The organism is Thermoleptolyngbya sichuanensis A183, from assembly GCF_013177315.1.
In the GTDB taxonomy this organism is placed as follows: Bacteria; Cyanobacteriota; Cyanobacteriia; order Elainellales; family Elainellaceae; genus Thermoleptolyngbya; species Thermoleptolyngbya sichuanensis.
The window spans coordinates 4,466,012-4,492,864 of the sequence record NZ_CP053661.1; the positions used below are offsets into that span (position 1 = coordinate 4,466,012).

A 26,853-nucleotide genomic window follows, 5' to 3' on the forward strand; every position below is an offset into this window, starting at 1 on the left:
TTGGCAGCCGCCGAAGCCCGCCTGTTGACGCTCCAAGATTTTCCTGATTTTGGATTTTGGATTGGCAGTTCTGGATTGGCAAGTTTGGATTACCGGGCAAACCGCTGCGGGCTTCTCGCAATGTTTGGGAACCCTGGAGCCTGAAGCAGCGCCAGCCCCTAGAAATTCCGCATCACCCACTGCTGAAACTCCGAGTCTGTCCCAAAGATCAGGCTGGGGCACTGGGTCGCCCGCACGCTGCGGTGGGTGACGAGATTGGCCTTGGGAATCCCATAGGCATCCAGCAAAAACCGGATCAGCGTGATGCTGGACTTTTCCTGGGCAGGCGTGAAGCCCTTCTGCGCGGGCGTGGCCTCGTGTTCAACACCGATAGAGCGATCGTTCACATCCTTATTGCCCGCATGAAAGGCGCAGTAGTCGTCCTGCACCATCTGAATAATTTCGCCAGAGCGGTCGATGATGTAGTGCGCCGACACCTGCGAGGTCGAGCTTTGGAACGTGTTGATGGCGCTCTGCACCGGAGCCACCGTGTTGTGAAACACAATGGTATTAATTTTGAACCCTTCACGGCGAGCGCGATAGTTGGACGGGTGCGCCGGGATAAACGTCACCTGGGGTTTGGGCATTCCGCCGGAGCCGCCGCCTTCGTGGCCGGTTCCGGGCTTGGGCTGGGGTTCTGGCCCCGGCACGCCGACCGCCACCACCATACCCCCCGGCGCATCGGCTCGCTTAAACCACTCGTGCATTGGGCGAATGTTGAGTTCCTTTTCGCCATTAGCGCGGGGCTTTTTGAAGATTCGCTCAAGGTAGTAGCCGCCTTCCATCAGGTAAATGGCAGAGTCGGTTTCTTTGATCCAGGTTGCCATGGGGGTTGTCTCCTAGCGTTGCACCGATTTTGGATTTTAGATTTTGGATTTTTCGTTCTTCGCTCTTCGCTCTTCCTTCTTCGCTCTTCCTTCAAATCCAAAATCGAGAACTAACATAGTCTACCCAGAGTGACAATAGTCTAGCTAGAATGACGAACCGGGCTGCTTGAGAAATTCGACTTCTTCTGGTGTGGAGCGTCGCCCCAGAATATGATTGCGATGGGGAAAGCGGCCGAATCGCTGGATTACGTCGCGGTGGCGCAGGGCATAGTCATAGGGGTCGCGCAGTTCGGGGGCGATCGCCGCTAGTTTTTGCATCAAGTCTACACACTGCTGCTGGTGCGCTAGGTTTTCGCTATGTTCCAGCGGTAGGTAGAGAAACAGCCGTTCCAGCGGATTCATTGCCTGATCCAGCCCACGGGCGATCGCCCCCTGGCTCACCTCCAGTGCTTTTGCGTCTGTGGCAAAGGCTTTGGGCGTGTTGCGAAAGATATTGCGCGGAATCTGATCTAGCAGCAGCACCAGCGCCAGACAGAAACGCGGTTCCCCCTGCCACTCGTCCAGTTCGCCCCTGGCGGCCTGCTCATAGAGCGGCAAGAAGCGATCGCGCATCTGTTCGTCTGTTTTTGGGTTTTTGGTAAACCACAGCTTGCGACGCTGCTCGTAGCTTCGGTCTGTTTCGTCGGGCGCACCAAACCAGAAGTCCAGAAGGTCGTTGGGTGAAGGAGGCATATCTGTCTTAGGTTAGAGGGAGGTTCAAGCATTTTGGAACACGGTAGGACGATTGCCACCGAAGGAACGTCTACATCAGGTAGCAGGTAGGTAGATAGACCAGATTAAAAAACAGATCCTGAACCCTGCGCCGCCCGCTGCGCGGGCGGCGCAGGGTCTTTGGGTTTTATATTTGCTAATGTCTGCCTACTTAGGAAGGATCTGCGCTGAGTAACGCGGGCAGTTCCCAAATCCGAGCGGTGCCGTCTGCCCCTGCGGAGGCTAGCCATTTGCCATCGGGACGAAAGCTAACGCTCCAAACTGCACGGCGATGTCCCTCAAAGGTTTCCACCAGTCCACCATGTCGATTCCAGAGACGAACCGTGCCATCGGTGCTGGCGGTGGCAAGATGCGCCTGATCTGGGCTAAAGGCAACGTCCCACACGGCGCGTCGATTGTCCCCAAAGATGGCGAGCGATCGCCCAGTCAGGCTCCACAATCGAGCCGTGCCGTCGCCTCCGGCCGTGGCGAGGCGCTGGCCGTCGGGGCTAAAGGCAACACTCCACACGGCGCGATCGTGCCCGCGAAATACTGCAAGCTGGCGACCCGTTAAAGTCCACAGCCTGGCTGTACCATCGGCTCCGGCGGTGGCGAGGCGCTGGCCGTCGGGGCTAAAGGCAACACTCCAAACGGCGCGGTTGTGTCCCCGAAACACGACCAACTCCCGCCCCTCCAAATCCCACAGGCGGGCTGTGCCGTCGGGGCTGGCGGTGGCGAGGCGCTGGCCGTTGGGGCTAAAGGCGACATCCCACACCGCGCGATCGCCCGCTGAAATTACCGTCAGTTCGTCGCCATTCAGGGCCCACAGGCGGGCGGTGCCGTCGGCTCCGGCCGTGGCGAGGCGCTGACCATCCGGGCTAAACACCACGTTCCACACCGCACGTTTATGGCCCACCAGTTGGGCTAGCTCATGACCTGCATCGTCCCACAGGCGAGCCGTGCCGTCGGCTCCAGCCGTGGCGAGGTGCTGACCATCCGGGCTGAACACCACGCTCCACACCGCGCGTTGATGTCCCTGTAGCACCCTGATCTGATGCTCTGGCGGTTCTGGCGTTTGGGGAAAAGCTGAACGGGAGTCGGGCGATCGCCCCTGGGTTTCTGGGGTCGAAGGGGCTGATCCAGAGGCAGGCAAGTTTGGGCTGGGGAGTGTCGCCGCAGGAACAGCTACGGGACGCGCTAAGTCCGCTAGCATGAGGCGATCGCCTTGTTTACTTGGCGTTGTTTTACTTGGCGTTGTTTTACTTGGCGTTGTTTTACTTGGCGTTACAGAGCGACCTGCCTTTGGAAACTTCGGCGGCTGCCAGACCCGAAACACCTGCTGCCAGCGATCGCCCGCTTCCTTCCAAAAAGCATCGGCTGCCTCTATTGACCTAGAAACCATCCCTGATCTGGAACCCATCGCAATCTCTGCTGCACACCCAGTTGCATGCTCTCCTGCACGTTCTTCTGCACGCTCTGCTGCAACCTGGGGGGTAATTAGCGCCGGAGCCATCTGGGATTGCCGCTCTAGCAATAGTCCAGACCCCTGGCTCTCGTCTGGTGCAAAGGCGCTGCCATACAATAGCCATCCGCCCAAGAGCCAAGCGCCAAGAACTATGGCAACCTGGGCCACCCGCTGGCGGTGTCGCTTGGAACCCAAACCATTCATCTAGCGAAGGGCGATCGCGCAGCCGGGGCCATCTGTAAAACCATGACACAAAACCATGACAGGCCTGACCAGGACAAGCCTGACTATACTGGCTGCCCCGTCCGAAAATAACGATCGCTTGACTACATATTTTGCTATTGCGTTTTTTGCTATCGCGTTTTATCACTGCGTTTTGCCATCGCGCATCCAATCGATCCAGGACAGCGGCAGACGATAGCAGCAAGAGAATGGGCAGGCAGTTTTTCTAATGGCATTTTCTAATAGAAAAGCGGGCATTGACTGCTCTAAACGCTGCCAAAACCCGCCGCTCAAAAAGAATGCGCGTCTCACGGTCGTTCGCATCGGCTGCAAGCACACAGGCTGCAAGCACACAGGCTGCAAGCACATGGGGCACAACCAAATGCCACCCTGCCGTATGAACCTCCATCGATGGGCCGCACTCCCTATGTACAAATGCAGGCACTCGACGTGTAGGCACTCACCGTGCCGACATTCACCGTGCCGAAATTCACCGTGCCGACATTCGCCGTGTGAACACTGGCATTCGCTGTGATTTAGTAGTAAATCTTACCACCGCCCCACTTAGCGCCCACCACCTTGGGCTGAATCAGGATGTGACCCGCAATCACCTTCAGGTCGTCCTGCGTCAGGTTCCGCATCTTAGGGAAGATGTCGGTACTCTTGGTGCTGGGATGCAGTTCCGAAATTTCGGTCTGTCCGTCATAGGTGGTGGGATTGTTCATGTAGTCCACCAGGGCTTCGATGTTGGTGCGCGGGGGCGTTGCTAGCGCCAGAGTTTCGGGATCTAGCCCTACGTTAGGGTCGGTTTTGGTGATGCCGCCGACGTGACACTGACCACAGGCGTAGTTAAACAGGCGCTTGCCGTCCGCAACCTGCTTTTGCGTGAGCGTGATCGTGTCTCCTGCCGCATTGAGAGGCACCGTGCGCGTCGCAGCGTCGAGTTCAGCGGCGATCGCAGCCCCACCGACAACCTGGAAGATAAAAAGGGCTATCCCCACAACTAGCCAGACGTATCTCTTAAGCACAGAAATCGTTCTCCTTCCATCCAAGAACATCAATAATAAATTGAGGCAGCTACAGACCCAACTCTATCCTGACCCGGTGTGGTGGCTCAGTCCGCGATGTCTAAGCATGAACCCCGGACAGGACAGAACTGCAACCTGGTGAAGCTGCCAAAAATGGCTCAGATACCTGCAAATTAAATTGAACTCAGATATCGGCAGCTCAACACAGCATCCGGCAACCTGACCCAACTCTTCTCGCCCCACCACAGGGTTTTCCAGCCACAGCCTTAAATGAGATGAATTGTTAAGGTATGTCAGGCAATCCTAGTTCTTTATCATGCCATCGATTGAGACTCTTTATGAAGGGACTCTGGAGATTGTGACGAGATTCTGGAAGGATTGTGTAGAGCAATGTGGAGCAACGTGGAGCAATGTAGAGCAATATTCTTGGGCGATCGCCCAAGCCGTGCGTCAGGTCTGCCTTCTCTAGGCGAGAATGGGAATACTCCTGAAGGGATTTGCGATTTGTCCAGCCCCCATCCAGCAAGCCGGAGTCAAGACAAACCATGAGAACCGTGTTGATTGTGGACGACAGCCAAACCCTGCGGCAAATGCTTTTGGAACTGCTTCAGGGTAACGGACTCCAAGTCATGGAGGCAACCAACGGCATCGAGGCCAAGGCGATGATCCAATCCAACGCCCCGGATCTGGTCATCACTGACCTGATCATGCCGGAGATGAACGGCTACGAACTTTGTCGCTGGATCAAGAACGACCCCGCTGCTCAAAAAATTCCCGTCCTCATCTGCTCGACAAAAAGCGAAGAATTTGACCGCTATTGGGGCATGAAGCAGGGCGCAGATGCTTATATCACCAAGCCCTTTCACCCGCCAGAACTGCTGAAGACCGTCAAGCAACTGCTCCAGAGCCACCGCTAGGGATGACCATTGCTTGCTGAAAACATCATCGGGGTTCAAAGCAATAAATCTTGCCCACGTTAAATTCTGCCAGGGTATTCGGACGCGCCAAAAGGGTCTATGCTGCTTAGCAAGTCTGGTGCTGTCTATACGTCCCTCAAAAACATAGACCTGTGAGCTACAGGAATCCCGTTCCCACCGTAGATATCATCATTGAACTCATGGATCGGCCCTACCGACCCATTGTGCTAATCGAGCGGCTAAACCCTCCCTTTGGCTGGGCCCTGCCGGGGGGGTTTGTGGACTATGGCGAGTCGGTGGAGGATGCTGCCGAGCGCGAGGCCGCTGAGGAAACTGGGCTACAAGTCAAGCTAACGGAGCAGTTTCAGGTTTATTCCGACCCGCAGCGAGACCCCCGGTTGCACACCCTCAGTGTTGTGTTTTTGGCAACGGCCAAGGGTGACCCCTTTGCGGGCGACGATGCTAAAAATCTGGGCGTGTTTGAGATTTGGGATTTGCCCAGCAATTTGTGCTTTGACCATGACCGGATCTTGCGGGATTATCGCTATTTTCGGGAGCATGGGCTGCGGCCAAAGTTGGGATAGCGCTTTGGATAAATCTAAGGTGAGGAGGATATGGTATGCGGGAAGTGATTCGGACGGAGGCGGCTCCGGCTCCGGTGGGGCCCTACAGTCAGGCGATCGCCGCTCAGGGACGATTGGTGTTTGTGGCGGGGCAGATCCCGCTGCATCCCGAAACAGGGGCGATCGTGGGCGAAGATGTCGCCACCCAAACAGAGCAAGTGCTGGCCAATCTGGAAGCAATTTTGAAAGCTGCGGGCGCAACCTTTGCCGATGTGGTCAAGACCACGGTTTTCTTGGCCGACATGAATGACTTTGTGGCTATGAACGGTGTGTATACCCGCGTTTTTGATGAAGCAACGGCCCCAGCAAGGGCCTGTGTGCAGGTAGCGCGGCTGCCCAAGGACGTGCGCGTAGAGATTGAGTGCATTGCCGTTGTGCCCGCCTGAAGAGAAGGGAGTAGGATGGCGGGGGCAAATTCGCAAAATTGACACCTGGCGGTTCGGTTCACCCACCTCCCCCTGCCCCGGCAGGATTGTTACAGTATTAATCAATAACCACTGTCTGAGCGAGGTTACTGCTGTGAACAATGCGTCTAACAAAATCTCAGAGCTGTTTGGCGATGGTGCAGAATCGGGAAATTTGCTCTGGCAGTATGTCCAATCCATGAGTCCTGAGACGGTCGCTCAGCTCTCCAAGCCTGGCTCGCAGGAAGTGTTTCAGGTCATGGAACGCAACATTATCGGACTGCTGGGTGGCTTGCCCTCTGAGCATTTTGACGTGTCGATTACGACCAGCCGCGAGAATCTGGGTCGCCTGCTGGCTTCGGCGATGATGAGCGGCTACTTTCTCCGCAACGCTGAGCAGCGCATGGCGTTTGAGCGATCGCTCCAGGATGTGCCCGAAGTTGGTTAGGTGCGTCTGTGAGTCAAGGTTCGGATTTTAACTCCTGTTTTCTGGGTTCTAGCTCGGTCGATCCGGTGGGTCGGTCGAGCTTTCACTTTGCAGCGGCAGATGAAGGGGCAGCGGCAGATGAAGGGGCAGCGGCGGCGGAAGGGGCAGCGGCCTGTTGGGATATTGCGGAATTGCGGCGATCGCTCCTGTGCTGGTATGGGGCCCAAGGTCGCGACCTGCCCTGGCGACGCAGCCGCGACCCCTACGCCATCTGGGTTTCGGAAATCATGCTCCAGCAAACCCAGGTGAAAACGGTGATTCCCTACTACGAGCGCTGGCTGGCGCAGTTTCCTACCGTGACTGCACTGGCCGCCGCCGACCAAACCCAAGTCCTCAAAGCCTGGGAAGGGCTGGGATACTATGCCCGTGCCCGCAATCTGCATCGCGCTGCTCAGGTGATTGTTGAGCAACATGGCGGCCAGTTTCCTGCCGATCTGTCCACAGCGCTTACCCTCCCCGGCATCGGGCGCACCACCGCTGGGGGCATCCTCAGTGCCGCATTTAACCAACCCGTACCCATTTTGGATGGTAATGTGAAGCGAGTGCTGGCGCGATTGCTGGCAGTAGCAGTGCCGCCCAATCGCGCTCTGGCTGCACTCTGGCAAGCGTCGGAAGCGCTCCTCGATCCGCAGCGTCCACGAGATTTTAACCAAGCATTGATGGATCTGGGCGCGACCTGCTGTACGCCGCGTAACCCTGCTTGCTTGCTCTGTCCCTGGCAACCCCACTGTCTTGCCCATCAGCGAAACATGCAGAACGAATTGCCCATTGCCGAAACTCGCGCCCCGCTGCCCCACAAGCAAATCGGCGTGGCCGTCATCTGGAACGAGCAGGGACACATCCTGATCGATCGGCGCAAGCCCGAAGGACTGCTGGGCGGGCTATGGGAATTTCCAGGCGGCAAGATCGAGCCGGGCGAAACGGTGCAAGACTGTATCCGCCGCGAAATTTGGGAAGAGTTGGGGATTGAAATTGAAGTGGGCGATCGCCTGATTGTCATCGACCACGCCTATACCCACTTCCGCGTCACGCTGAATGTCTATCACTGTCGCCACCTCAGCGGCGACCCCCAGCCCATCGAGTGCGACGAGGTGCGCTGGGTCACGGCGGCAGAGCTAGACCAGTTTCCCTTTCCCAAAGCGAACCTGCAAATCATCGCGGCTATCCGAGCAGCAAGCACTTAGCTTTAGTTTGGACTAACTGGCATCACAATAATGCTCAACAGGATGCCATAAAGAATCTGCTCAACCGTTCATAACAGTTGAACTTAAGGAATTGGATACAATCCTGCTCGCAGTTAAGCTGCTGTTGCAACCGGACTGTTCAGGGATTGTTCGGATGTCTTGCGTTTCGAGGCTCGTTTTTTGACCATCGGATAGCAGGGACGAGGAGTTGGCTTGTGCCCCTTGCCTCGTCCTGGCGATTTACCACGAGGTTTAGGCGCAGGAGCAGGGGTGCCAATCGCTGCCAAAATGCCTGCAAACGCTTGTGCGACCCGACCCGGAGTCAACGTTTCTTGCGGTGCCTGCCAGGGCAAGGGGTGGTCAGTACAGTCCTTTCGCGCTAACCACAACTGCCAACTGAGCAACGGCATCAGGCTGCTCCACTGTTCGGTTGCCGATACAGAACTGAACTGGGGATGTGTCCAATATAGCCTCTGCTTGGCAAAGCGATACCAGTGTTCAATGGCAAAGCGACGGAGGTAGTGCAACCACAGGGTTTCTAACGGAGGCATCTGCTCACCCAGCCAAACTAACCACAAAGGAGCCAAGCGTCGCGTGCTGCTCTGTGTCTCCAGCACCTCCACGCGCAACACTTCCATTGCCCGTTTGGGGGATTTGCGGAAATGGTATGCACTCCAACGACTGACCCGCACTCGTCCCCAGTTGGGATCATCGACTTCAACGGTTTCGACCGGGACACTCCAAGTGTCAGGGTCATTGAGTTTCATCTTATGTCCATGCTTGGCAGGTGCGCCTCGCCCTCGATACGCTGGGGGCGCGCCATAGACACATCGATTGGATGTAACCCGCAGCAGCAAGTCTGCCTCAATCCCTGCCGTTTGGTTGACAAAACTGGCATTGCCGTACCCTCGGTCGTAGATCGCCAACGGACGCACCGCTAACTGCCGAGTCACTTGTTTGAGTTGGAATGCCGCTTTACTGGCGGGTGTTTCAAAGCTGGTGATGCGCTCATGCCGCAATGGTAATGCCCAACTGCCCCTGTCTTCAGCAATCCAGGCTAAGGTACTGTAGTTTTGTCCGGCTATCGGGGCATGTCCTGTTCTGCCTGATAAGGTGCGGTCTTTCAAACGCCTGGCAGCAGGACGGTTCCACCGACTCGCATCACCTGCCAACAACGGTTGCTGCTGAGTCGGTATCTGCTGCACCAACAGCTTCAGCACCTTTGATCGGGGTAGGCGGCTATCGCGCAACGCTTCATAGGTGCTCGACCACTGGCGACGAAAGACAGGACTCTGCGATAGCCTCACAAACGACACGATGCACGCACTCACTAACACGGCATCCATCAGATCAAACAGGGCATCTCTGGCGTTTCCCAAGCTGGCATACAACGTTTGGCGAAATTGCTGAAGTTCGTTGAAAATCATGGGGTCAATGTTGGTTGTACTTCATTGACCTTACGGCAGTCGGTGCTTCTCATTGACTGCCTTCCTCTTCACCATTAGTCCAAACTAAAGACTTAGGAATCTGAATAGGAATCTGAATTTTTAGCAAAAGCTTCAGCGGCACGCACAGTCGGATTGAGTGCCAAATCTTTTCTGTTTCTCTGAGCCTGAATTTCTCTAACCCTGAATTATTTCGCGACCTGCGGTTCTAGCGACGGGGGGGCAGGGGAATCGGTGGTCTTGCCGTTGTTCAGCGCCCCATCCAGCAGCGGCGTGTCCTTCTGGAACACGGGCAGATCGAACCAGAAGGTTGTCCCCACGCCGACTTCGCTCACCAGATGCACGCGGCTATGGTGCTTTTCGATGATATTCCGCACAATGGACAGCCCCAGCCCTGTGCCCTCCAGCGTGTGAACCCGGTTCTCCACCCGGAAGAAGCGGTCGAAGATGCAGGCCTGATCTTCAGCGTCGATGCCAATGCCCGTATCCGAAACCTCCACGCGCACGCAGGTCGCCAAGTGGGGATGCTCCGGTTCGCAGCCCATTGCGTAGGCACGAATTGCAATGCGCCCGCCTGCCTGGGTGAATTTCAGGGCGTTCCCCAGCAGGTTATTCAACACTTGCAGCAGCAGGTCATAGTTGCCCAGCACCGTCGGCAGGTGTAGCTCCACATCCTGCACCAGTTCGATTGCCTTGTCGCGGGCGTTGAGCTGGTGGGTGCGGAGGGTCTGCTCGATGGGCTGCGTCAGGTCGATCGCCTCGAAGTGATAGCGCTTGTTGGACTCCAGACGCGACAGATCCAGCACGTCGTTGACCAGGCGCGTCAGGCGATCGGTTTCCCGGTTTGCCGTTTCCAGGAATTCCCGCTTCTCGTCGTTGCTTAGGTCTTCGCCATACTCATGCAGCGTTTCGATGAACGACTTGATGTTAAACAGCGGGGTTCGCAGTTCGTGCGATACGTTGCTGATGAACTGGCTTTTGGCTTCGTTTAGCTCCACCTCGCGGGTGATGTCCTGCACCGTGATGGCGATGCCTTTCACATTTTCGCGGGACTGGTCTAGCACCGTATTCAGCAGCACCCGCAGCGTCCGGTTGACGGGTTCTGGCACGGCGATGGTGAACTCTGATTCAGCGCGATCGCGCAGCATGTCTGACGATAGCCCTTCCTGCGTAATCTCTTGAAGCGGCTGGCTGAGGGCTGCTTTGACTGGCTCTGGCAGGAGGTTTAGCACGGGCTGTCCCAGCAGATCCGGCGTATTTTCCCAGCCAAACAGACGACGTGCCGTGGGGTTCACCAGGATTACGTCCATATCGGAATCGAGCAGCACGGCTCCATCGGCAATCGTAGACACCAGCGTTTCCAGCTTGGCCTTTTCAGCAGTCAGTTCTTCGATGTTTTGCTCTTCGTAGCGCTCCAGCCGCTCCGCCATTTCGTTGAAGTTCAGAATCAGTTCGCCCAGCTCTCCGCCAAAGGGCAGGTCGATACGCTGCTTAAAATTCCCGGCGGCAATGTTTTTCACGCCCACCAGCAGTTCCTTGATCGGCTTGGTGATTTGCAGCGCGTTAAACACCGCCCCCAAGATCACCATCACCCAGATGGACACGAAAACGGCGATTGTCACGTCTCGCGTCAGGTGAGAGGACGTGACCACAGTGGGGTTTGGATTTGTGCCGATGGCTAAAACGCCCAGATACTTGCCGTTGTAGTTCAGCGGCACAAAGACATCCGTCACTTCTCCATCGGGCGTGAGGTGCTGGCGCACCATCGGATATTCCAGCGCCGGATTGAAGTTTTCGGGAAGCTGCATCCGGCGACGGATGGTGAGCGAGTTTTGCACCTCGGACTGGGAATAGGGGATGCCGAAGAAAATTTCGCCATCGGCATCGGCGTAGAGCATGTAGCGGACACTGGAGGTGCTGCTGTAGAAGCGCTGGGAGAAACGAGCCAGTTCCGTTAGGTTGTTTTCGCCCACCAGCGGCGCAACGTTGGCCGACAGCAACAAGCCCAGGTCGCTGCCAAAGCGTGTGTCGTTGAGCCGCGCATCCTGCTGAATTGAGTTCACTGCCCAAAAGGTCAGCCCGCTCATCAGCAGCGACACCATTAGCGTGCCGATCGCCATCAGCTTGGTCTGGAGCGTAAATTCCGACCACCAGCGGCGAATGATGTCTTGGAGTTGCTTTAGCAGATTTAGCAAAGCCGCACTATCTACCCAGAATGCAAGATGAGCAAGGATTCTAGCAGTACCAGGGGCCATAGTGCGCCCTGGTCATTTGCCAAAAATGTGTTCCTCCTATCATACAACCGTCTTCACCGTGACATGCGGCGTTGGGGTTCTACGGCAGTGTTCCGTCACTCCATTCCTGCCAGTATGCGCTGCAACTGGGCGCGAATCTCGGCATTTACGTGGTCAATGTGAAAGCGGTAGCTGGCGAAAGATTGGGCGGCGATCGCCCTCGCCTCTCCTACCTCTGGCTGCTGGAAACACTGCTGAATCGCAGCGGCCAGCGCGACGGCATCACCCGGCGACGTGAGCCAGCCTGTTTTTTCTGGATCAATCAATTCCCTCACGCCGCCTGCGTCGGCGGCAACGACCGGGCGACCACAGAGCATTCCTTCCACCACAACGCGCCCGAAGGGTTCCGGGGCGGTAGAGGTATGGGCAATCAGGTCGCAGGCGTGCATCAGCGAGGTCACGTCGGACTGGAAGCCCAAGAACAGGACGCGATCGCCCAGCCCCAGCGCCTCGACCTGCCGCCGCAATTGTTTCGCGTACTCTTCTTCGCCAAACAGAGCCTCACCCACCAGTATGGCGGCAACCTGCGGCGGGCACGCTGCCAGCGCCTCGACCAGCACATGCTGTCCCTTCCAGGGCGACAGACGGCTGAAATGCCCCACCACAAAGGAATTTTCTAGCCCCCAGGCTCGTCGCAGCGTGGCTCGATCCTGGCGGGGCTGGCGATAGGCCGCGGGCTGGAAGCCGTTGTAGATCACAACCGTGCGATCGCCCTTTCCACCTGCGTCGATGAGCGCCTGCCGACTGGCTTGGGAATTGGCAATCACCAGCGCGGCGCGATTGGCCAGCGCCACGGCGATGCGTTGGTTGGTGCGGCTGAAGTGGTCGAGCGAGAGGATATCGTGCAGGTGATAGACCAGCGGGCGGCGGGCCAGAAAGCTGGCGATCGCCCCCACCACCAGCGCTTTTTGCGTATTGGCGTAAATCAGGTCATAATCTCGCGCCAGCTTTGCCACACGACCAATCAGCGGCGCAAGCCGTCCCAAACTCGTTAAGCCTTGCCGCAGTCCACTTTCTTTGCGAACTTGCAGCCCGTTCTGCATCAGCACTTGCACCGGGATCTGGCGCTGCTCCAGCAGAGTTTTGAACGAACCGTCGGCAAACAGGGCCACTCGGCAGGTTTCCCGGTAGGGTGCAGCGATATCTAGCAGGCAAAGCTCTGCGCCGCCTGGTTTGCCGCTTTGGTCGAGAAACAGAATTTTCATCAGCCGGGGAGGAGATGGGAAGACCTGTTAGAGAAATTGCCTGGGAACGGCAAATCAGGTGGCTTTTGGGTTTTGGATTTTGGATTTTGGCGGGTTTTGGCGAGATTTTGGCAGCCTGTGTCGCCGGGATGCTTGGCATTCTCAATCATCGTATTGGAAACTGGCGTATTGGAAGCGGGTGCAATGGCTAGTGCAATGTCGGCTTGGGAGGCGTGAGGGTCTGCGTGGAACAGAGATGGAACGTGAGATGGGATGCCACATGGAAGGCGGCAGTGTGGACCGTGGGCTGTGTGCTGGCGATAGAGGTAGTTGGGACAGCGGCCAGTTGGGCCCAGACGGCTCAACCGTCTCCTGTGTCTTCGCCCATGCTGGCAGAGCGATCGCTCCGGGTGGGCGTAAAGCCGATTGAGCCGTTTGTGTTTGCCGCAGAGCAGGGCAACCCGACGGGCTATAGCATTGACCTGTGGACGGCGATCGCCCCGCAAATTAACGCCCAAACCCGGTATGTGGTCTATGACACTACGCCGGAACTGCTAGATGCGCTGCGGCAAGGCGAGGTCGATGTGGCAATCGCGGGCATTTCCATCACCGCCCATCGGGAAGCCACAGGACTCGACTTTTCTCACCCCACCTATGAGGCGGGGCTGCAATTACTCGTGATGCGATCGCAAAAATCCCAGGTTGCTCGGCTGCTCGATTATCTAGGCGGCGGCAGAGCCTTGCAAGCGGTCGGCCGCGTTTTGCTTAGCTCGATCGTCGTCGGATTCTTAATCTGGCTATTTGAGCGGCGACACAATCCCCACTTTCAGCAGGGGCCGCTGGCGGGGATTGGGCAGGGCATCTGGTTTGCCGTGGTGACGCTGGGCACTTTTGGCTATGGCGACGTAACGCCTGTGGGCTTGCCGGGGCGCATTGTGGCGGGACTCTGGATGGGGGTTAGCTTTTTCATCCTGGCGGACTTTATCTCAGCTATGACGACGGCTCGCCAGCAGGCTGCCCCGGTGCAAAGCCTGAGCGATCTTGCCGGACAGCCCATCGGCGCGAGCCAGGGCACGACTGCCGATTATTTTTTGCGAACCAAGCCCGTGAAGCGAGTGCCAATGGAGGATTTGGAAGCCTCGCTGAGGGCGCTGCGGTCGGGCGAAGTGGCGGCAATTGTGATAGACCGTCCTGTGGCAGAATACCTGACGGCTCAGGAGCCTGACCTAGTGATGGCGGGCGATCGCCTCAGTCGGGAACACTACGGCATTGCCCTGCGGGAGGGCGACGAACTCCGCGAAGAGATCAATCGCGCCCTGCTAACCCTGCAAGAGAAGGAATACTTCGAGTTTTTGTGCCGCAAATGGTTTGGAGAGCCACAGCAGCAGCGATCAGGACATCCTTAGGACTTACGCAGTTGGACAATGTCTTGCGGGCGCAACCTGTGAGACATTGTCCAAAACCCAAAGCGCTTATCGCAAGTGCGTCAGTCCTGATCCTAATTAACCTGGCAATATTTGATCTCGCATTCCGCCCCCTCTCATCCCCCAGCCGCTTCTTCCAGAGTGGGCTTAACGCCTTCGGCATACCAGCAAAGGGGGAGGGAGGTTGGCAACGTTGCACATCTCGTTCGGACGTTTAACCCAGAGCGGCTAACCCAGAGCGGCATGGATCTGCGATCGCGCTTCGGTGAGGGCTTCGGTCAGCTTGCTGGGGTCGCGGCCGCCGGCCTGGGCAAAGTTGGGTCGGCCGCCGCCACCGCCGCCGCAGAGTTTGGCGATCGCCCCGATCAGCTTTCCGGCTTGCAGACCTTTTTGATTGACCGCTGGGCTAAAGGCGGCGACAAGGGCGACTTTATCGGCGGCAGGGGCAGAGCCGAGGAATACTGCGCCTTCGCCCAGCTTTTGCAGCAAACGTTCGGCGGCGGTTTTCAGCGCGTCTGCGTCGGCATTGGGCATTTCTGCCACCAGGATTTTGAAATCGCCCAACGCTTCTGCCTGGTCGATTAGCTGATCCGATTGGGCGATCGCCAGTTCTGCCTTCAATGCGGCGAGTTCTTTGTGAGTCGTCTTTAGCTCGTCCTGAAGCGCGGTGATGCGGTCGGGAATCTCTTCGGGCTTGGCTTTGAAGCGATCGCCCAGGTCGCGCACCACCCTGTCGCGCAGGTTCAGGTATTCCAGCACCGCAGGCCCCGCAACGGCTTCGATGCGGCGCACCCCAGCAGACACGCCCGTTTCCGAGATGATTTTGAATAGACCAATCTCAGCCGTGTTGCTGACGTGGGTGCCGCCACATAGTTCCATCGACACGCCGGGAAAGTCGATAACGCGCACCTCGTCGGCATATTTTTCGCCAAACATGGCGGTTGCGCCCTTGGCTTTGGCAGTGGCCAGCGGCATGATGGACACGTCCGCTGCGTGGGCTTCGGCAATCCAGGTGTTCACCTGGTCTTCGATCTGCTGAATTTCCTCCGCTGTCAGCGGCCGCGCCAAGTTATAGTCAAACCGCAGCCGGTCAAAGGCGACCATTGATCCCTGCTGACCAATGTTCTCATCAATGAGTTTCTTCAGCGCGGCCTGGAGCAGGTGCGTCGCCGTATGGTTGGCTTGGGCGCGGCGGCGGCAGGCGAGGTCGATCTGGGCGGTGAGGCGATCGCCCGTTTTCAGCGTGCCCGCTTCCACTGTGCCAAAGTGAACGAAAATTGCTCCATCCTTTTGCACGTCTTGGACGCGCACCCGCAGCCCTGCTTCACCCAGCAAAACGCCGCGATCGCCCACCTGCCCGCCCGATTCGGCATAGAACGGCGTTTGGTCGAGAATCACCTGCACGTCGGTTCCCGCAGCAGCCGTGTCCACAGGCTTGCCCTGTACCAGCACCAGCTTCACCTCCGCCTCTGCTTGCGGCTGGGTATAGCCCAAAAAGCTGGTTTCGTGCAGGTTCTCCGCCAGCGTGTCGAGGCTGCCCTGCACAGTGAGGTCGATGGTTTCGTGGGCTGCCCGAGCGCGATCGCGCTGTTTCTCCATTTCCACCTCAAAGCCGTCGGTGTTCACCGTCAGCCCTGCTTCTTCAGCAATTTCTTGGGTTAGCTCCAGCGGGAAGCCGTAGGTGTCGTAGAGCGTGAAGGCATCCTGTCCCGAAATTTGCCCCTTTGCAGGCAACTTGGCAATGATGTCTGCCAGCAGCTTTTCGCCGCGCTCCAGGGTTTCCAGAAAACGGGATTCTTCCAGCGCCAGTTCGGTCTTGATGGCTTTTTCGCGCTGGCGCAGGTTGGGGTAGGCGGCTTCAGCAAGGGCGATCGCCGACTCGGCCACCTGGGTAATGAACGGCTGCTCGATGCCAATCAGCCGCCCGTGGCGCACCACACGGCGAATCAGGCGACGCAGCACATAGCCCCGCCCCAAATTAGAGGCGTTCACCCCGTCGGCGATCAGATGCGTCACAGCGCGAACGTGGTCGCCGATCACCTTCAGCGAGGTTTTGGTTTTTTCGTCGCAGGCAGAATAGTCCAGACCTGCAATCTGTGCGGCGGTTTGGATAATCGGGAAAATCAGGTCGGTTTCGTAGTTATTCGGCACGCGCTGGAGAATCTGCGCCATCCGCTCCAGCCCCATGCCCGTGTCGATGTTCTGCGCGGATAGCGGGGTCAGGTTGCCCTCTGCGTCCTGGTTGTATTGCATAAACACCAGGTTATAGAACTCGATGAAGCGGGTGTCGTCTTCTAGATCGATATGATCGTCGCCCCGCTCTGGGTGAAAGTCGTAGTAAATCTCGGAGCAGGGGCCGCAGGGGCCTGTCGGGCCAGACTGCCAGAAGTTGTCTTTCTCGTCCATCCGCTTAATGCGGGCTTCGGGAATGCCGATCTGGTCGCGCCAGATGGCGAAGGCTTCGTCGTCTTCCCGAAAGACGCTGACCACCAATCGTTCTGGAGGCAGCTTAAAGACTTCGGTCGAGAGTTCCCACGCCCAGACGATCGCCTTTTCTTTGAAATAGTCGCCAAAGCTAAAGTTGCCCAGCATTTCAAAGAAAGTGTGGTGACGAGCCGTGCGGCCGACGTTCTCGATGTCGTTGGTGCGAATGCACTTTTGCGAAGAGGTGGCACGGGGAAACTCGGCGGCCCGCTGCCCCAGGAAAATTGGCTTGAACGGCAGCATTCCGGCGATCGTCAGCAGCACCGTTGGGTCTTCGGGCACCAGCGAGGCGCTGGGGAGAACCTGATGCCCCCGCTCGGCATAAAAATCGAGAAAGGTCTGGCGAATCTGCGCCCCGCTGAGGTTGGGCGGCTGGGTCGAAGCGGCGGAACGGGACGGTGATTTGGGCGGCGATTTAGGCATAGGTTAACTCGAAACAGGCCGAGAGAGGGATTGGAGATCAGGGCTGCAAGCAGTTGCCGGCAGGGCTGGGCTAAGGGGGTATCGCTCAGGATAGGGGCGATCGCACGAGTTTTGATGAACCCCATACGGCTTGCTAAATCGCTCAGGCAGACGCTTGCAAGCCAAACAACTGCCAACTAAACAATTACAAGCTACCCAATCGCGAACCGATCAATTGCAAGCCACACCACAAGCCACACAATTGGAACGACGCAAATCTTATCAAAAATCCTGGTTACTACGATCTTGCTATCTGGCTGGCAGATTCAGCAACCCAAAAATCAGGAAATGCTGAGGGAATTTTGCTGGACTTTGGGTATCCTGACAAAATCCATCAGCACCGTATCAGCCACAGCACATCAACAACAGCACATGATTAACAGCACATTATTTAGACAATTTATTTAGACAATTTAGACAGCTAGACCTGACTGCCTGACACATCTCTGGGAACTTCTGATTTCTCATAGGGAACACTAGCCAAAAAGCCCCTTCGACCAAGTCCTCCGGTTTCAACTCAAAGGCTATGGGCTTCGACTCCAGGGAAACGCATTTTCAAGGACTTCAGGACTTGTGTCAGGCAACCAACAGCTAGACAGCAGTATCAGCAATCAGGGGTGTCTCAGGGGTGTCTCAGAGGGTGTTTGAAAAGGTATCGCCTGTAATGTTAAGCACTCAGAGATCCCCCCTGCCCCCCTTAAAAAGGGGGGAAACCGCCTTAAAGTCCGCCTTTTTAAGGGGGATTTAGGGGGATCTTGCACGCTTTGCTACAAACAGTAGGACTTTTCAAATATCCTCTCAGGGGTGTCTCAGGGATGTCTCAAGGATGTCAATGATGAATGGCGGCGTGTCATCCTCACGACTTCACAGAGCCAGCTTCGCAGAATCAGTCAGCAATCTCACATTAATCTAGGCAGTGTCTTAAAACTTTCTAGATCGTTGATTGCCTTGAGTCGATCCCCCTAAATCCCCCTTATTAAGGGGGACTTCCGGAGTGGTTCGGCTCGGTTCCCCCCTTTTTTAAGGGGGGCTAGGGGGGATCGAAGGGTTTTCAAGTAGGCCTAGAGTGACGTTTTTGATGATAAGTGTCCTGAGATTTCTCTATGTTTTAATGTGGCAGGTTTGTGGTAGTTTCAGGTGTGGCGATTGGGATAACTGACCGAAATCTTCCAAAGCAGGGCTTTATTGAACCAAATTTGGCGCTAATGCAGATCCAGTGGATATCTAGCAGATATTTAATCACTGGCAACTGATGCAGGCGTTGCAAATTGTGGAGATCCAGAGTCTTGCTGGCCCCGCCAATCGCGGACTCAGCCCCGCCCATTGTCCTGACACTGGTTTCTTTGCATTTTGAAACCCACAGAAACCCACCGTTGACCTGTATGTTGCTGTACAGGCTATTGCAGTTGGGATCTGGACTTAGCTGCTTTGACTGACGTGCGTGGCTTCTGAGATGGGCTGCGCCGTCCGTTTGTGCTTTTGCTCCTCGCACGTTACTCCTCTCACTATCTTGGGTTGTGCATTATCTGTATCGCGGTATTTGCCTGCGCGGTACCTGTTGCGGAGTTCCTTTTATCAAGGATGAATCCGGATAAAAGCACTTCAGGAGTTGCTGTCCTTACTGTTCAGTCCTGTTTCAGGATTATATTAAACGCCCGGATTCATGGAGGTGTGCAGCTTGAGGCTTAATGAATCGCATTTAATTGAGTATATTTTTATACCTTTAAATGTGGGCATGATTGAAAAATCTAAGAAAAGCATGAAAATTATTCTGCAAATTCCGAAATAACAGATTCGGCTGATGTATCCATTCTCATCCGTAGTGTCATCAGGTTAGAGAATGCTTATACCGGGCTGAGCTTGTGTTGATTCTATTTTTAATGCCCTACGCAGCGTGGGGATCTGACTAAATTGCTATTGCAAGACTTCTTTTGCAAAGCTGAGTCTGAACGATACGCCCTATTTTCTATTCTGAAGATGATTTAGCGGCTGGAGAGGGTTCTCTTCAAGCTGTTTAGGCATTTGTTAGCTTAGGCAAACAGGCGATTCATCAATTTGGCGACTGGTCTTTTAGATTTTCGAGGTAGGCTCCGCATTCCATGGACGCTTCGATTCTCATTGTGGGGGATCACGAATTTCTGGCATCCCTTTCGGCTCTAACCCCTGATCTGGCAGCGTTTACTCTAGAGGTTGCGCCCAATCCGCACGAAGCGACGCCGCTGATTCAGGCGCAGCAGCCCGACTTGTTGATTATCCAAGCGACTCAGCCGGGCAGCCTGGATCTGTGCCAGCGGGTTAAGACGCAGAGCCATCTGGCGTGGATCTATTGCGTGGTGGTGGATGATCGGCAGCCGCCTGCGCCGAACGAACTGGGCGATCGCCCCCAAGATGACGCGCACCTGGAAACTTCGGCCCTGATGATGGGGGCGGATGCCTATGTAGATCTGTGGCGAGCCGAGTTGCAGAATAAGTCGTCTGAAAAAAGCGATCAGTCGCTGATCGGTGCCCATGTGCAGGCGGGGCTGCGGCGTGTGCAAAACCATCGAGAGTTAATCCGCACCAACGATATTTTATCGGCGATCGCCCTGTCGGACCCGCTCACCGAGCTAAACAACCGCCGCGCCTTTGAGTGGGAACTGCCCCGGCAGATTCATAATGCGCGGCTGCGGGGAATGCCCATTAGTTTGCTGATGCTAGATGTAGACTTCTTTAAAAGCATCAACGACACCTACGGGCATCTGGTGGGCGACCGCGCTTTGCAGTTGATTGCCTCGCGGCTGCGGCATAACCTGCGCTTTTATGACACGCCATTTCGCTATGGCGGCGAAGAGTTTGTGATTATTCTCAGCGATACGGGGAATCAGGAAGCAGAGGCGATCGCCAACCGCATCTGTCGGCTCATCAGCGACCAGCCCTTTGTTATCGACGACTCTCTGGATCTCAACATCACTATCAGCGCGGGCACTGCATCGCTGGTGGTGCAGGACGATGCGCGGGGCATCAGCCTGCTGCGCCGGGCCGATCAAAACCTCCTGCGAGCAAAGGCGCTAGGTCGCAATCGGGTCGTCGGGGGGCAAGAGAGCGACGCACCGGGCGAAAGCGGGCTGGGCAATCCTGATCCTTCTCCCGCACACGAGTCATGAAGCCCTATCATCAGGTGGCAATTGAGGACTGCGGCGAGCCGCTGGTAGAACTCCCCGCAGACGAATTTGCGCGGGTAGATCCCCATCCCTACGCGGTGCTGGGTGCGCCCTATGGCGATCGCTCTCCGTTCTTTGTGCGGCAGGGCGTGCTGGAGCGGCTGCGGCTAGCCCAGGCAAACTTGCAGGAAAACTGCCCCGGCTGGCGCATCCAGATCTTCGATGCCTATCGACCCATCGCCGTGCAGCAGTTCATGGTGGACTATACCTTTCAAGACCTAGTGCGATCGCACGGACTAGATCCTGCCACGCTCAGTGAGGCCCAGCAGCACGACTTCTGGCAGCAGGTTTATCAGTTTTGGGCCGTGCCCAACTATAATCCCGCCACGCCACCGCCCCACAGCACTGGTGCAGCCGTCGATGTCACCCTGCTCGATGCCAGCGGTCAACCCGCCGACATGGGTTCGCCAATCGACGAACTCAGCCCCCGCTCCTACCCCGATTACTTTGCGCCTTACGCCGACCCCACTTCCGACCGCTATGACCCAACGCGGGCGATCGCTCACCAAAATCGCCAACGCCTGGCCACCGCCCTGCAATCGGCAGGTTTTTGTCGCCATCCCAATGAATGGTGGCATTTTTCGATCGGCGATCAGCTTTGGGCCTGGCTCAAAACTTCAGATCGCTCGGCGCTGGCCCTTTCAAATTCGGCTTGTGCAAATTTGGACGACGCGATGGACAATGCGAACCTGCGCGTAGTTGCACGGTATGGCGCAGTTTGAATCGATACCTGAAGGTACAGAAGCGGTAGTGCAAGTATATTAATTTCTGTCCAGAATTATTCGATATCTAAATTTGATATCTTTTTTAGGATGGGCGATCGCCCTTCAACGGTATTGAAATAGACGAATTCAGGCGAATTCAAATCAAGCTTTTATTCGCTTGACAGTTCGTAATTTAAGTGTAAAGAGTCTCCGTGTATACCAGGTTGGCGCTAACTGTACGGATGGGTCTTACTGGAAGAGTCCACCCGATATGCCGTCATCCACTGAGATGCAGAAAGATACCGCTGGAAACACCTTCGCAACGGCCCGCAGGCTCCGCTTCTCTTCTGGAAAGCTGAACCTCAGCGAATGGGTCGGCTCTGGCGATCGGGATGACATCTACCGCCTCAATTTCAACCGAGCTAGCAATGTCACTATTAGGGCTTCGGGAACTGGCAGCGGCACAGGGGCGATCGCCGACCTGATTCAAGACCTGAACAACAACGGCCGCCTCGATGCCAATGAAGTTAAAGGCAGAATGCTCATTCGCCCTGGGCAATCTAACACGCTAGCAGCCAAAAACCTGACGGGTACGTTCTTCCTCAGAGTCCGCAGCCAGGGCGGCAGTCTCAGTTACAACCTGGCAATGGAAACGACCCCATCGGATACATCCTCCGGTGGTGGCACTCGCGAAACCCAGCCGACTGGGTTCATCGCCGAAGTGCTGCGGCTGACCAATGCATTTCGCCAGCAAAACGGACTACGGCCGCTATCTTACAACAGTAAGCTGAGTAATGCTGCCCAAGGGCACAGCATCAATATGGCGAACCAGGACTTCTTTAGCCACACGGGCAAAGACGGCTCTACCTTTAGTCAGCGAGTTACGGCGGCTGGATATCAGTGGTCGTTTACGGGCGAAAACATTGCCGCGGGCTACAGCACGCCCCAGGCTGTGGTGAATGCCTGGATCAACAGCCCCGGACATCGGGCGGCGATGCTCAATCCCAACTATCAGGACATCGGCATCGGCTACCACTACCTTGCCAATGACACCGGCCAGGTGAATTATTACCACTACTGGACGCAAAACTTTGGCAAGCCCCTGTAGGGCTGGAGGTCATTTCTATTCTCGGATTTTGGATTTGCGATTTTGGATTGCTAGTCGAGCGTTTTCAAAGCGTTCAGCAATTTTATTCGTAACGCCACTGAAGTGAATCGACAGCAGAGGGTGAGAGAAAGCTCAGCAAGACAGTTTGGTTTGCACAGCAAAACAGTTTGGTTTGCACAGCAAAACAGTTTGGTTTGCACAGCAAAACAGTTTGGTTTGCACAGCGAAACAGTTTGGTTTGCACAGCAAAACAGAGGCGGGAATGTGCTGCGTTCTCGCCTCTTTTTTTTCAGAAAACCGAGAGGGACTTTGGACTAGAAGCGAAGAGAGAACTGGGCGATCGCCCCAACCCTCTTGCTCAATCTAAAATCCCCAATTCAAAATCTAAGTAGGTGGACATTAATAAACATAAAACCCAAAGACCTTGCGCCGCCCGCGCAGCGGGCGGCGCAAGGTTCAGGATCTGTTTTTTAATCTGGTCTATCTACTTAAAATCCCCAATCCAAAATCTCTAGAGCTTAGCCCGAATTTCCTCAACTCGCTTGCGATTCACGCCCAAATCAGACTGACCCAGGCGCGAGGCTGATCGCACCTGCACCACGCCCGCCACCTCGTCTACGTAGAACTCCACATCGTCCACAAACCCCATCAGGGCGCTGGTGAACTCGGCGTAGAGGTAATGATCAGACTCGGTGATGATCCGGGTGCGCGGCATGGCGGTAATGATGCCCTTGAGACGGGCGATCGCCTCGGCCGGGGTGCCGCTATAGCTCAGGGGCGCAATGTAATGCTCGGCATCCGACCCCGGAGCCTGACTATTGACGCAGTTGGGTGAGCCAGGGCAAGCTGCCAGCTTACCGTCCTTCACTCCCAGATTGGTGGGACGCGATCCAGAAAAAGAAAACAACGAAGCACCTCCAGAAGATTCAGCAAACATGGCCATCGAAAGCGAGGCTGGAGACATTACGGTGGAACCCGGAGCCGCCAGCGTCGTCGCCGGCCACACCAAACTGCCCACCAGCAGCACCATCAGAACAAAGACACTCAGCCACTTCAATCGATTCATCCTGCGCCTCTTTAATCTTTATTATTCCGTTAGGATTTATAGGACTTACGCAGTTGGACAATTTCTCGCGGGCTGAGCCCGCGAGAAATTGTCCAAAACCCAAAGAGCTTATCGCAAATGCGTAAGTTCTGTCCGTAATCAAACGTTTGGGATCAAACGTTTGGGCGTTGATTTTGACTGCATGGAAACTGCGCCAACCCAAAGGCACACCAGCCCTAGCAAAGCGGCTCACCTTTATAAGCTTCACCTATAAGCTTCACCAAGCTGCACTTTTACAGCATGTTGTGCGCCCGACACTATGCTGTGGACTCCATAACAATATCTTTACAATCCTTATCTTTACAATCCTTCCCCACTCAAGCCTGATCGCACAAAAGACGAAAGAATCGTTTGGGAATTGGTGGTCTAATTTTTGAGAATATTTAAGCTTTATAAAAAGCACATCGTCATTTCCGTATTTCCAGGGATAAGCTATAAGTCTTCCTGTTTTGAAAATCGTCGAAAATCGTCATGTCTCAGCCTCTAAAATCGAACCTCTTCGCTAATCGCAGTCTTTCTGTGCCTGCCAGATCTTCGCCCCTGGCTGCGCTCAGCGTGCGAACCGTCGCCCGTGCCTCTCAGCAAGAACCCGGAGGGACGCTGGGATCTGCGCTACGGGTCAGGCCGATCCCCGGAAAGTTCAATCGACTGGATTCGGTCAGTCGGTCAGACCGCGACCTGTATCGACTGGTGGTGAAAAATCCGTCTACCATGCAGATTGTGTTTCGCAAGTCGGGTGCGCCGACTGTTCAGCTTGCGGTGCTAAATGCCAGGGGCAGAGTGCTGAGGTTTGGCGGGCAAAAGCTGTCGTTTCCCGTGCTGGGGGGGGTTCGCAAGTTTAGCCTGACGGGTCTTATGCCCAGCACCTATTTTGTGCGCGTTTCGACGGCTTCTAGCGCTCCGGTGAACTATCGCCTGCGGCTGAGTGTGTCTAACTTGCCGACCTCCTAGCTGGCAATCAACCGATAACAACGCGATGTGCAACGTCCAACCTGCCCTCATCCACTGACCCTTCTTCGTGGGGAGATGGAAGCCACAACTCTTGTTCCTTCTCCTTTGGGAGGGAGCTAGGGTGAGAACCGCAAGAAGCCTAAGCACGAATATCATGCTTCTGTTCAGCAACACTCCCCTCTTCAGTGGCTCTTCCATCTCTTTTCGATGGATTAAAACCCTGAGTCTTCTTCTTGACTTTAGTTTGGACTAATGGTGAAGAGGAAGGCAGTCAATGAGAAGCACCGACTGCCGTAAGGTCAATGAAGTACAACCAACATTGACCCCATGATTTTCAACGAACTTCAGCAATTTCGCCAAACGTTGTATGCCAGCTTGGGAAACGCCAGAGATGCCCTGTTTGATCTGATGGATGCCGTGTTAGTGAGTGCGTGCATCGTGTCGTTTGTGAGGCTATCGCAGAGTCCTGTCTTTCGTCGCCAGTGGTCGAGCACCTATGAAGCGTTGCGCGATAGCCGCCTACCCCGATCAAAGGTGCTGAAGCTGTTGGTGCAGCAGATACCGACTCAGCAGCAACCGTTGTTGGCAGGTGATGCGAGTCGGTGGAACCGTCCTGCTGCCAGGCGTTTGAAAGACCGCACCTTATCAGGCAGAACAGGACATGCCCCGATAGCCGGACAAAACTACAGTACCTTAGCCTGGATTGCTGAAGACAGGGGCAGTTGGGCATTACCATTGCGGCATGAGCGCATCACCAGCTTTGAAACACCCGCCAGTAAAGCGGCATTCCAACTCAAACAAGTGACTCGGCAGTTAGCGGTGCGTCCGTTGGCGATCTACGACCGAGGGTACGGCAATGCCAGTTTTGTCAACCAAACGGCAGGGATTGAGGCAGACTTGCTGCTGCGGGTTACATCCAATCGATGTGTCTATGGCGCGCCCCCAGCGTATCGAGGGCGAGGCGCACCTGCCAAGCATGGACATAAGATGAAACTCAATGACCCTGACACTTGGAGTGTCCCGGTCGAAACCGTTGAAGTCGATGATCCCAACTGGGGACGAGTGCGGGTCAGTCGTTGGAGTGCATACCATTTCCGCAAATCCCCCAAACGGGCAATGGAAGTGTTGCGCGTGGAGGTGCTGGAGACACAGAGCAGCACGCGACGCTTGGCTCCTTTGTGGTTAGTTTGGCTGGGTGAGCAGATGCCTCCGTTAGAAACCCTGTGGTTGCACTACCTCCGTCGCTTTGCCATTGAACACTGGTATCGCTTTGCCAAGCAGAGGCTATATTGGACACATCCCCAGTTCAGTTCTGTATCGGCAACCGAACAGTGGAGCAGCCTGATGCCGTTGCTCAGTTGGCAGTTGTGGTTAGCGCGAAAGGACTGTACTGACCACCCCTTGCCCTGGCAGGCACCGCAAGAAACGTTGACTCCGGGTCGGGTCGCACAAGCGTTTGCAGGCATTTTGGCAGCGATTGGCACCCCTGCTCCTGCGCCTAAACCTCGTGGTAAATCGCCAGGACGAGGCAAGGGGCACAAGCCAACTCCTCGTCCCTGCTATCCGATGGTCAAAAAACGAGCCTCGAAACGCAAGACATCCGAACAATCCCTGAACAGTCCGGTTGCAACAGCAGCTTAACTGCGAGCAGGATTGTATCCAATTCCTTAAGTTCAACTGTTATGAACGGTTGAGCAGATTCTTTATGGCATCCTGTTGAGCATTATTGTGATGCCAGTTAGTCCAAACTAAAGTTCTTGAATCAGGGGCAGGGTTATTTGCAAGCGCGACAGGGGGCTATTTTCGGTGGGCGTATTCAGCAATTCCAGCCGTCCGCCCATTGCCTCCAGGATGGATTGAAATGCCAGCAGACTTGATCCCGGTGAAAGCTGAGCCACAGGCACATAGCCGCTGCTGCGGGTAATTTTGGGGTTTTGCGACAGAGCAGCCAACTGGTCGAGGGGTTCTTGCCAGGCTTCGGCGGGGCGCGTGTCTTCCAGGATTAGCCGGGCTAGCTTGGTGGGTGCGTCAATTTCCGCCGTTAGGCAAATTGAGCCGTCGTGCATGGTGGCGATCGCCCCGCTCACCAGGCTCACCAATCCCTGCTGCAACCACTGCGGATCGGCTAGCACGTAATACGCTGGGCTGGGCGGGAGGATTTCTAGCTGCAAATTGCGGTTGCGGGCCAAAAGTTGGGTGCGATCGCCCACTGCCAGAAACGTTCCCGCAAGCTGTACAGGCTGTAGCTCCAGCTTGCGAAAGTCTTGCGAAATACGCGAAATGGCGATCGCCTGATCCAGCAGCCCCAGCATCTTTTGGGCTGCGCCATTGGCCTGTCGCACAAACTCACGCTCCTCCTCTGGGCTATCGCACAGATCGTTGAGAATCAACTGTTGTAGCCCGATTACGCCGTTAATGGGCGATCGCAATTCGTGAGACACCCGCGCCAGAAACCCGGCATGGAACCGCGCCTGTTCAGAAGCCAGCCAGTAGGCCATTTCCAGTTGGCGGAGGGAGTTGGGGAGCGGCGACTCCATCCCATCAGC

General features: G+C 55.9%; 21 protein-coding genes. 11 read left to right on the forward strand and 10 right to left on the reverse strand.

Annotated features, from left to right (window positions below):
- Nucleotides 1–158: 158 nt before the first annotated feature.
- The 4 genes from HPC62_RS18510 to psbV all read right to left on the reverse strand — a co-directional run bounded on the left by HPC62_RS18510 (nucleotide 159) and on the right by psbV (nucleotide 4,331).
- Nucleotides 159–866: an N-acetylmuramoyl-L-alanine amidase gene (locus tag HPC62_RS18510; RefSeq protein ID WP_172358002.1), complete on the reverse strand. Its 708-nt coding sequence runs from the start codon at nucleotides 864–866 to the stop codon at nucleotides 159–161.
- Nucleotides 867–1,010: 144 nt separating this feature from the next.
- Nucleotides 1,011–1,598, reverse strand: coding sequence for a DUF924 family protein (locus HPC62_RS18515; RefSeq protein WP_172358003.1), 588 nt, complete (start codon nucleotides 1,596–1,598; stop codon nucleotides 1,011–1,013).
- A gap of 190 nt (nucleotides 1,599–1,788) precedes the next feature.
- Nucleotides 1,789–3,285: a WD40 repeat domain-containing protein gene (locus HPC62_RS18520; RefSeq protein ID WP_172358004.1), complete on the reverse strand. Its 1,497-nt coding sequence runs from the start codon at nucleotides 3,283–3,285 to the stop codon at nucleotides 1,789–1,791.
- Between the two features lie 554 nt (nucleotides 3,286–3,839).
- Nucleotides 3,840–4,331, reverse strand: coding sequence for a photosystem II cytochrome c-550 (gene psbV / locus HPC62_RS18525; protein ID WP_068515074.1), 492 nt, complete (start codon nucleotides 4,329–4,331; stop codon nucleotides 3,840–3,842).
- Nucleotides 4,332–4,876: 545 nt separating this feature from the next.
- Here psbV and HPC62_RS18530 point away from each other — a divergent pair.
- The 5 genes from HPC62_RS18530 to mutY all read left to right on the forward strand — a co-directional run bounded on the left by HPC62_RS18530 (nucleotide 4,877) and on the right by mutY (nucleotide 7,946).
- Nucleotides 4,877–5,248 (forward strand): response regulator, encoded by a 372-nt coding sequence (locus HPC62_RS18530; protein ID WP_172358005.1) that lies wholly within the window; start codon nucleotides 4,877–4,879, stop codon nucleotides 5,246–5,248.
- 152 nt (nucleotides 5,249–5,400) lie between these two features.
- A complete protein-coding gene (locus HPC62_RS18535; RefSeq protein ID WP_172358006.1) occupies nucleotides 5,401–5,832 on the forward strand; it encodes an NUDIX domain-containing protein in 432 nt (143 codons plus the stop codon).
- 35 nt (nucleotides 5,833–5,867) lie between these two features.
- Nucleotides 5,868–6,257, forward strand: a complete 390-nt coding sequence (locus tag HPC62_RS18540) for a RidA family protein (RefSeq protein WP_172358007.1) — start codon at nucleotides 5,868–5,870, stop codon at nucleotides 6,255–6,257.
- A 133-nt stretch (nucleotides 6,258–6,390) separates the two neighbouring features.
- Nucleotides 6,391–6,723 carry a DUF760 domain-containing protein gene (locus tag HPC62_RS18545; protein ID WP_068515063.1) on the forward strand — a complete coding sequence of 111 codons (333 nt, stop codon included), beginning with the start codon at nucleotides 6,391–6,393 and terminating at the stop codon, nucleotides 6,721–6,723.
- 161 nt (nucleotides 6,724–6,884) lie between these two features.
- Nucleotides 6,885–7,946 (forward strand): A/G-specific adenine glycosylase, encoded by a 1,062-nt coding sequence (gene mutY / locus HPC62_RS18550; RefSeq protein ID WP_225906853.1) that lies wholly within the window; start codon nucleotides 6,885–6,887, stop codon nucleotides 7,944–7,946.
- A gap of 113 nt (nucleotides 7,947–8,059) precedes the next feature.
- Here mutY and HPC62_RS18555 read toward each other — a convergent pair whose 3' ends face one another.
- From HPC62_RS18555 to HPC62_RS18565, 3 genes are all read right to left on the reverse strand, one after another.
- Nucleotides 8,060–9,373: an NF041680 family putative transposase gene (locus tag HPC62_RS18555; protein ID WP_172353244.1), complete on the reverse strand. Its 1,314-nt coding sequence runs from the start codon at nucleotides 9,371–9,373 to the stop codon at nucleotides 8,060–8,062.
- A gap of 206 nt (nucleotides 9,374–9,579) precedes the next feature.
- Entirely contained in the window at nucleotides 9,580–11,586 is a 2,007-nt protein-coding gene (gene nblS, locus HPC62_RS18560) for a two-component system sensor histidine kinase NblS (protein WP_172358008.1), read from the reverse strand.
- Nucleotides 11,587–11,741: 155 nt separating this feature from the next.
- Nucleotides 11,742–12,890 carry a glycosyltransferase gene (locus HPC62_RS18565; RefSeq protein ID WP_172358009.1) on the reverse strand — a complete coding sequence of 383 codons (1,149 nt, stop codon included), beginning with the start codon at nucleotides 12,888–12,890 and terminating at the stop codon, nucleotides 11,742–11,744.
- Between the two features lie 224 nt (nucleotides 12,891–13,114).
- Here HPC62_RS18565 and HPC62_RS18570 point away from each other — a divergent pair, with 224 nt between their 5' ends.
- Nucleotides 13,115–14,275: a transporter substrate-binding domain-containing protein gene (locus HPC62_RS18570; RefSeq protein WP_216655285.1), complete on the forward strand. Its 1,161-nt coding sequence runs from the start codon at nucleotides 13,115–13,117 to the stop codon at nucleotides 14,273–14,275.
- Nucleotides 14,276–14,521: 246 nt separating this feature from the next.
- Here HPC62_RS18570 and alaS read toward each other — a convergent pair whose 3' ends face one another.
- A complete protein-coding gene (gene alaS, locus HPC62_RS18575) occupies nucleotides 14,522–17,200 on the reverse strand; it encodes an alanine--tRNA ligase (RefSeq protein WP_172358011.1) in 2,679 nt (892 codons plus the stop codon).
- 2,138 nt (nucleotides 17,201–19,338) lie between these two features.
- Here alaS and HPC62_RS18580 point away from each other — a divergent pair.
- The 3 genes from HPC62_RS18580 to HPC62_RS23550 all read left to right on the forward strand — a co-directional run bounded on the left by HPC62_RS18580 (nucleotide 19,339) and on the right by HPC62_RS23550 (nucleotide 22,251).
- Nucleotides 19,339–20,382, forward strand: a complete 1,044-nt coding sequence (locus HPC62_RS18580) for a GGDEF domain-containing response regulator (RefSeq protein WP_172358012.1) — start codon at nucleotides 19,339–19,341, stop codon at nucleotides 20,380–20,382.
- Nucleotides 20,379–21,161: a M15 family metallopeptidase gene (locus HPC62_RS18585; protein WP_172358013.1), complete on the forward strand. Its 783-nt coding sequence runs from the start codon at nucleotides 20,379–20,381 to the stop codon at nucleotides 21,159–21,161. Before HPC62_RS18580 ends, HPC62_RS18585 begins: the two co-directional genes overlap by 4 nt.
- Nucleotides 21,162–21,414: 253 nt before the next feature.
- Nucleotides 21,415–22,251 (forward strand): CAP domain-containing protein, encoded by an 837-nt coding sequence (locus HPC62_RS23550; protein WP_225910574.1) that lies wholly within the window; start codon nucleotides 21,415–21,417, stop codon nucleotides 22,249–22,251.
- A 511-nt stretch (nucleotides 22,252–22,762) separates the two neighbouring features.
- Here the strand turns inward: HPC62_RS23550 and HPC62_RS18595 are convergent.
- Complete coding sequence (locus HPC62_RS18595; protein WP_225906826.1) at nucleotides 22,763–23,317, reverse strand: DUF1499 domain-containing protein; 555 nt, start codon at nucleotides 23,315–23,317, stop codon at nucleotides 22,763–22,765.
- Nucleotides 23,318–23,875: 558 nt separating this feature from the next.
- Between HPC62_RS18595 and HPC62_RS18600 the strand changes: the two genes are divergently transcribed.
- Together HPC62_RS18600 and HPC62_RS18605 are read left to right on the forward strand one after the other, a co-directional pair.
- Entirely contained in the window at nucleotides 23,876–24,307 is a 432-nt protein-coding gene (locus tag HPC62_RS18600; protein WP_172358014.1) for a hypothetical protein, read from the forward strand.
- Nucleotides 24,308–24,634: 327 nt separating this feature from the next.
- Entirely contained in the window at nucleotides 24,635–25,948 is a 1,314-nt protein-coding gene (locus tag HPC62_RS18605; RefSeq protein ID WP_172353244.1) for an NF041680 family putative transposase, read from the forward strand.
- Nucleotides 25,949–26,055: 107 nt separating this feature from the next.
- Here HPC62_RS18605 and HPC62_RS24220 read toward each other — a convergent pair whose 3' ends face one another.
- Nucleotides 26,056–26,844 (reverse strand): sensor histidine kinase, encoded by a 789-nt coding sequence (locus HPC62_RS24220; protein WP_315872764.1) that lies wholly within the window; start codon nucleotides 26,842–26,844, stop codon nucleotides 26,056–26,058.
- Nucleotides 26,845–26,853 lie beyond the last annotated feature (9 nt).

Coding starts and splice junctions, on each gene's coding strand:
- HPC62_RS18605 (WP_172353244.1), top strand. CDS start 24,635: ATGATTTTCAACGAACTTCAGCAATTTCGCCAAACGTTGTATGCCAGC.
- HPC62_RS23550 (WP_225910574.1), top strand. CDS start 21,415: ATGCCGTCATCCACTGAGATGCAGAAAGATACCGCTGGAAACACCTTC.
- HPC62_RS18530 (WP_172358005.1), top strand. CDS start 4,877: ATGAGAACCGTGTTGATTGTGGACGACAGCCAAACCCTGCGGCAAATG.
- HPC62_RS18555 (WP_172353244.1), bottom strand. CDS start 9,373: ATGATTTTCAACGAACTTCAGCAATTTCGCCAAACGTTGTATGCCAGC.
- HPC62_RS18580 (WP_172358012.1), top strand. CDS start 19,339: ATGGACGCTTCGATTCTCATTGTGGGGGATCACGAATTTCTGGCATCC.
- alaS (WP_172358011.1), bottom strand. CDS start 17,200: ATGCCTAAATCGCCGCCCAAATCACCGTCCCGTTCCGCCGCTTCGACC.
- HPC62_RS18510 (WP_172358002.1), bottom strand. CDS start 866: ATGGCAACCTGGATCAAAGAAACCGACTCTGCCATTTACCTGATGGAA.
- HPC62_RS18540 (WP_172358007.1), top strand. CDS start 5,868: ATGCGGGAAGTGATTCGGACGGAGGCGGCTCCGGCTCCGGTGGGGCCC.
- HPC62_RS24220 (WP_315872764.1), bottom strand. CDS start 26,844: ATGGAGTCGCCGCTCCCCAACTCCCTCCGCCAACTGGAAATGGCCTAC.
- HPC62_RS18585 (WP_172358013.1), top strand. CDS start 20,379: ATGAAGCCCTATCATCAGGTGGCAATTGAGGACTGCGGCGAGCCGCTG.
- HPC62_RS18565 (WP_172358009.1), bottom strand. CDS start 12,890: ATGAAAATTCTGTTTCTCGACCAAAGCGGCAAACCAGGCGGCGCAGAG.
- HPC62_RS18515 (WP_172358003.1), bottom strand. CDS start 1,598: ATGCCTCCTTCACCCAACGACCTTCTGGACTTCTGGTTTGGTGCGCCC.
- HPC62_RS18520 (WP_172358004.1), bottom strand. CDS start 3,285: ATGAATGGTTTGGGTTCCAAGCGACACCGCCAGCGGGTGGCCCAGGTT.
- HPC62_RS18595 (WP_225906826.1), bottom strand. CDS start 23,317: ATGAATCGATTGAAGTGGCTGAGTGTCTTTGTTCTGATGGTGCTGCTG.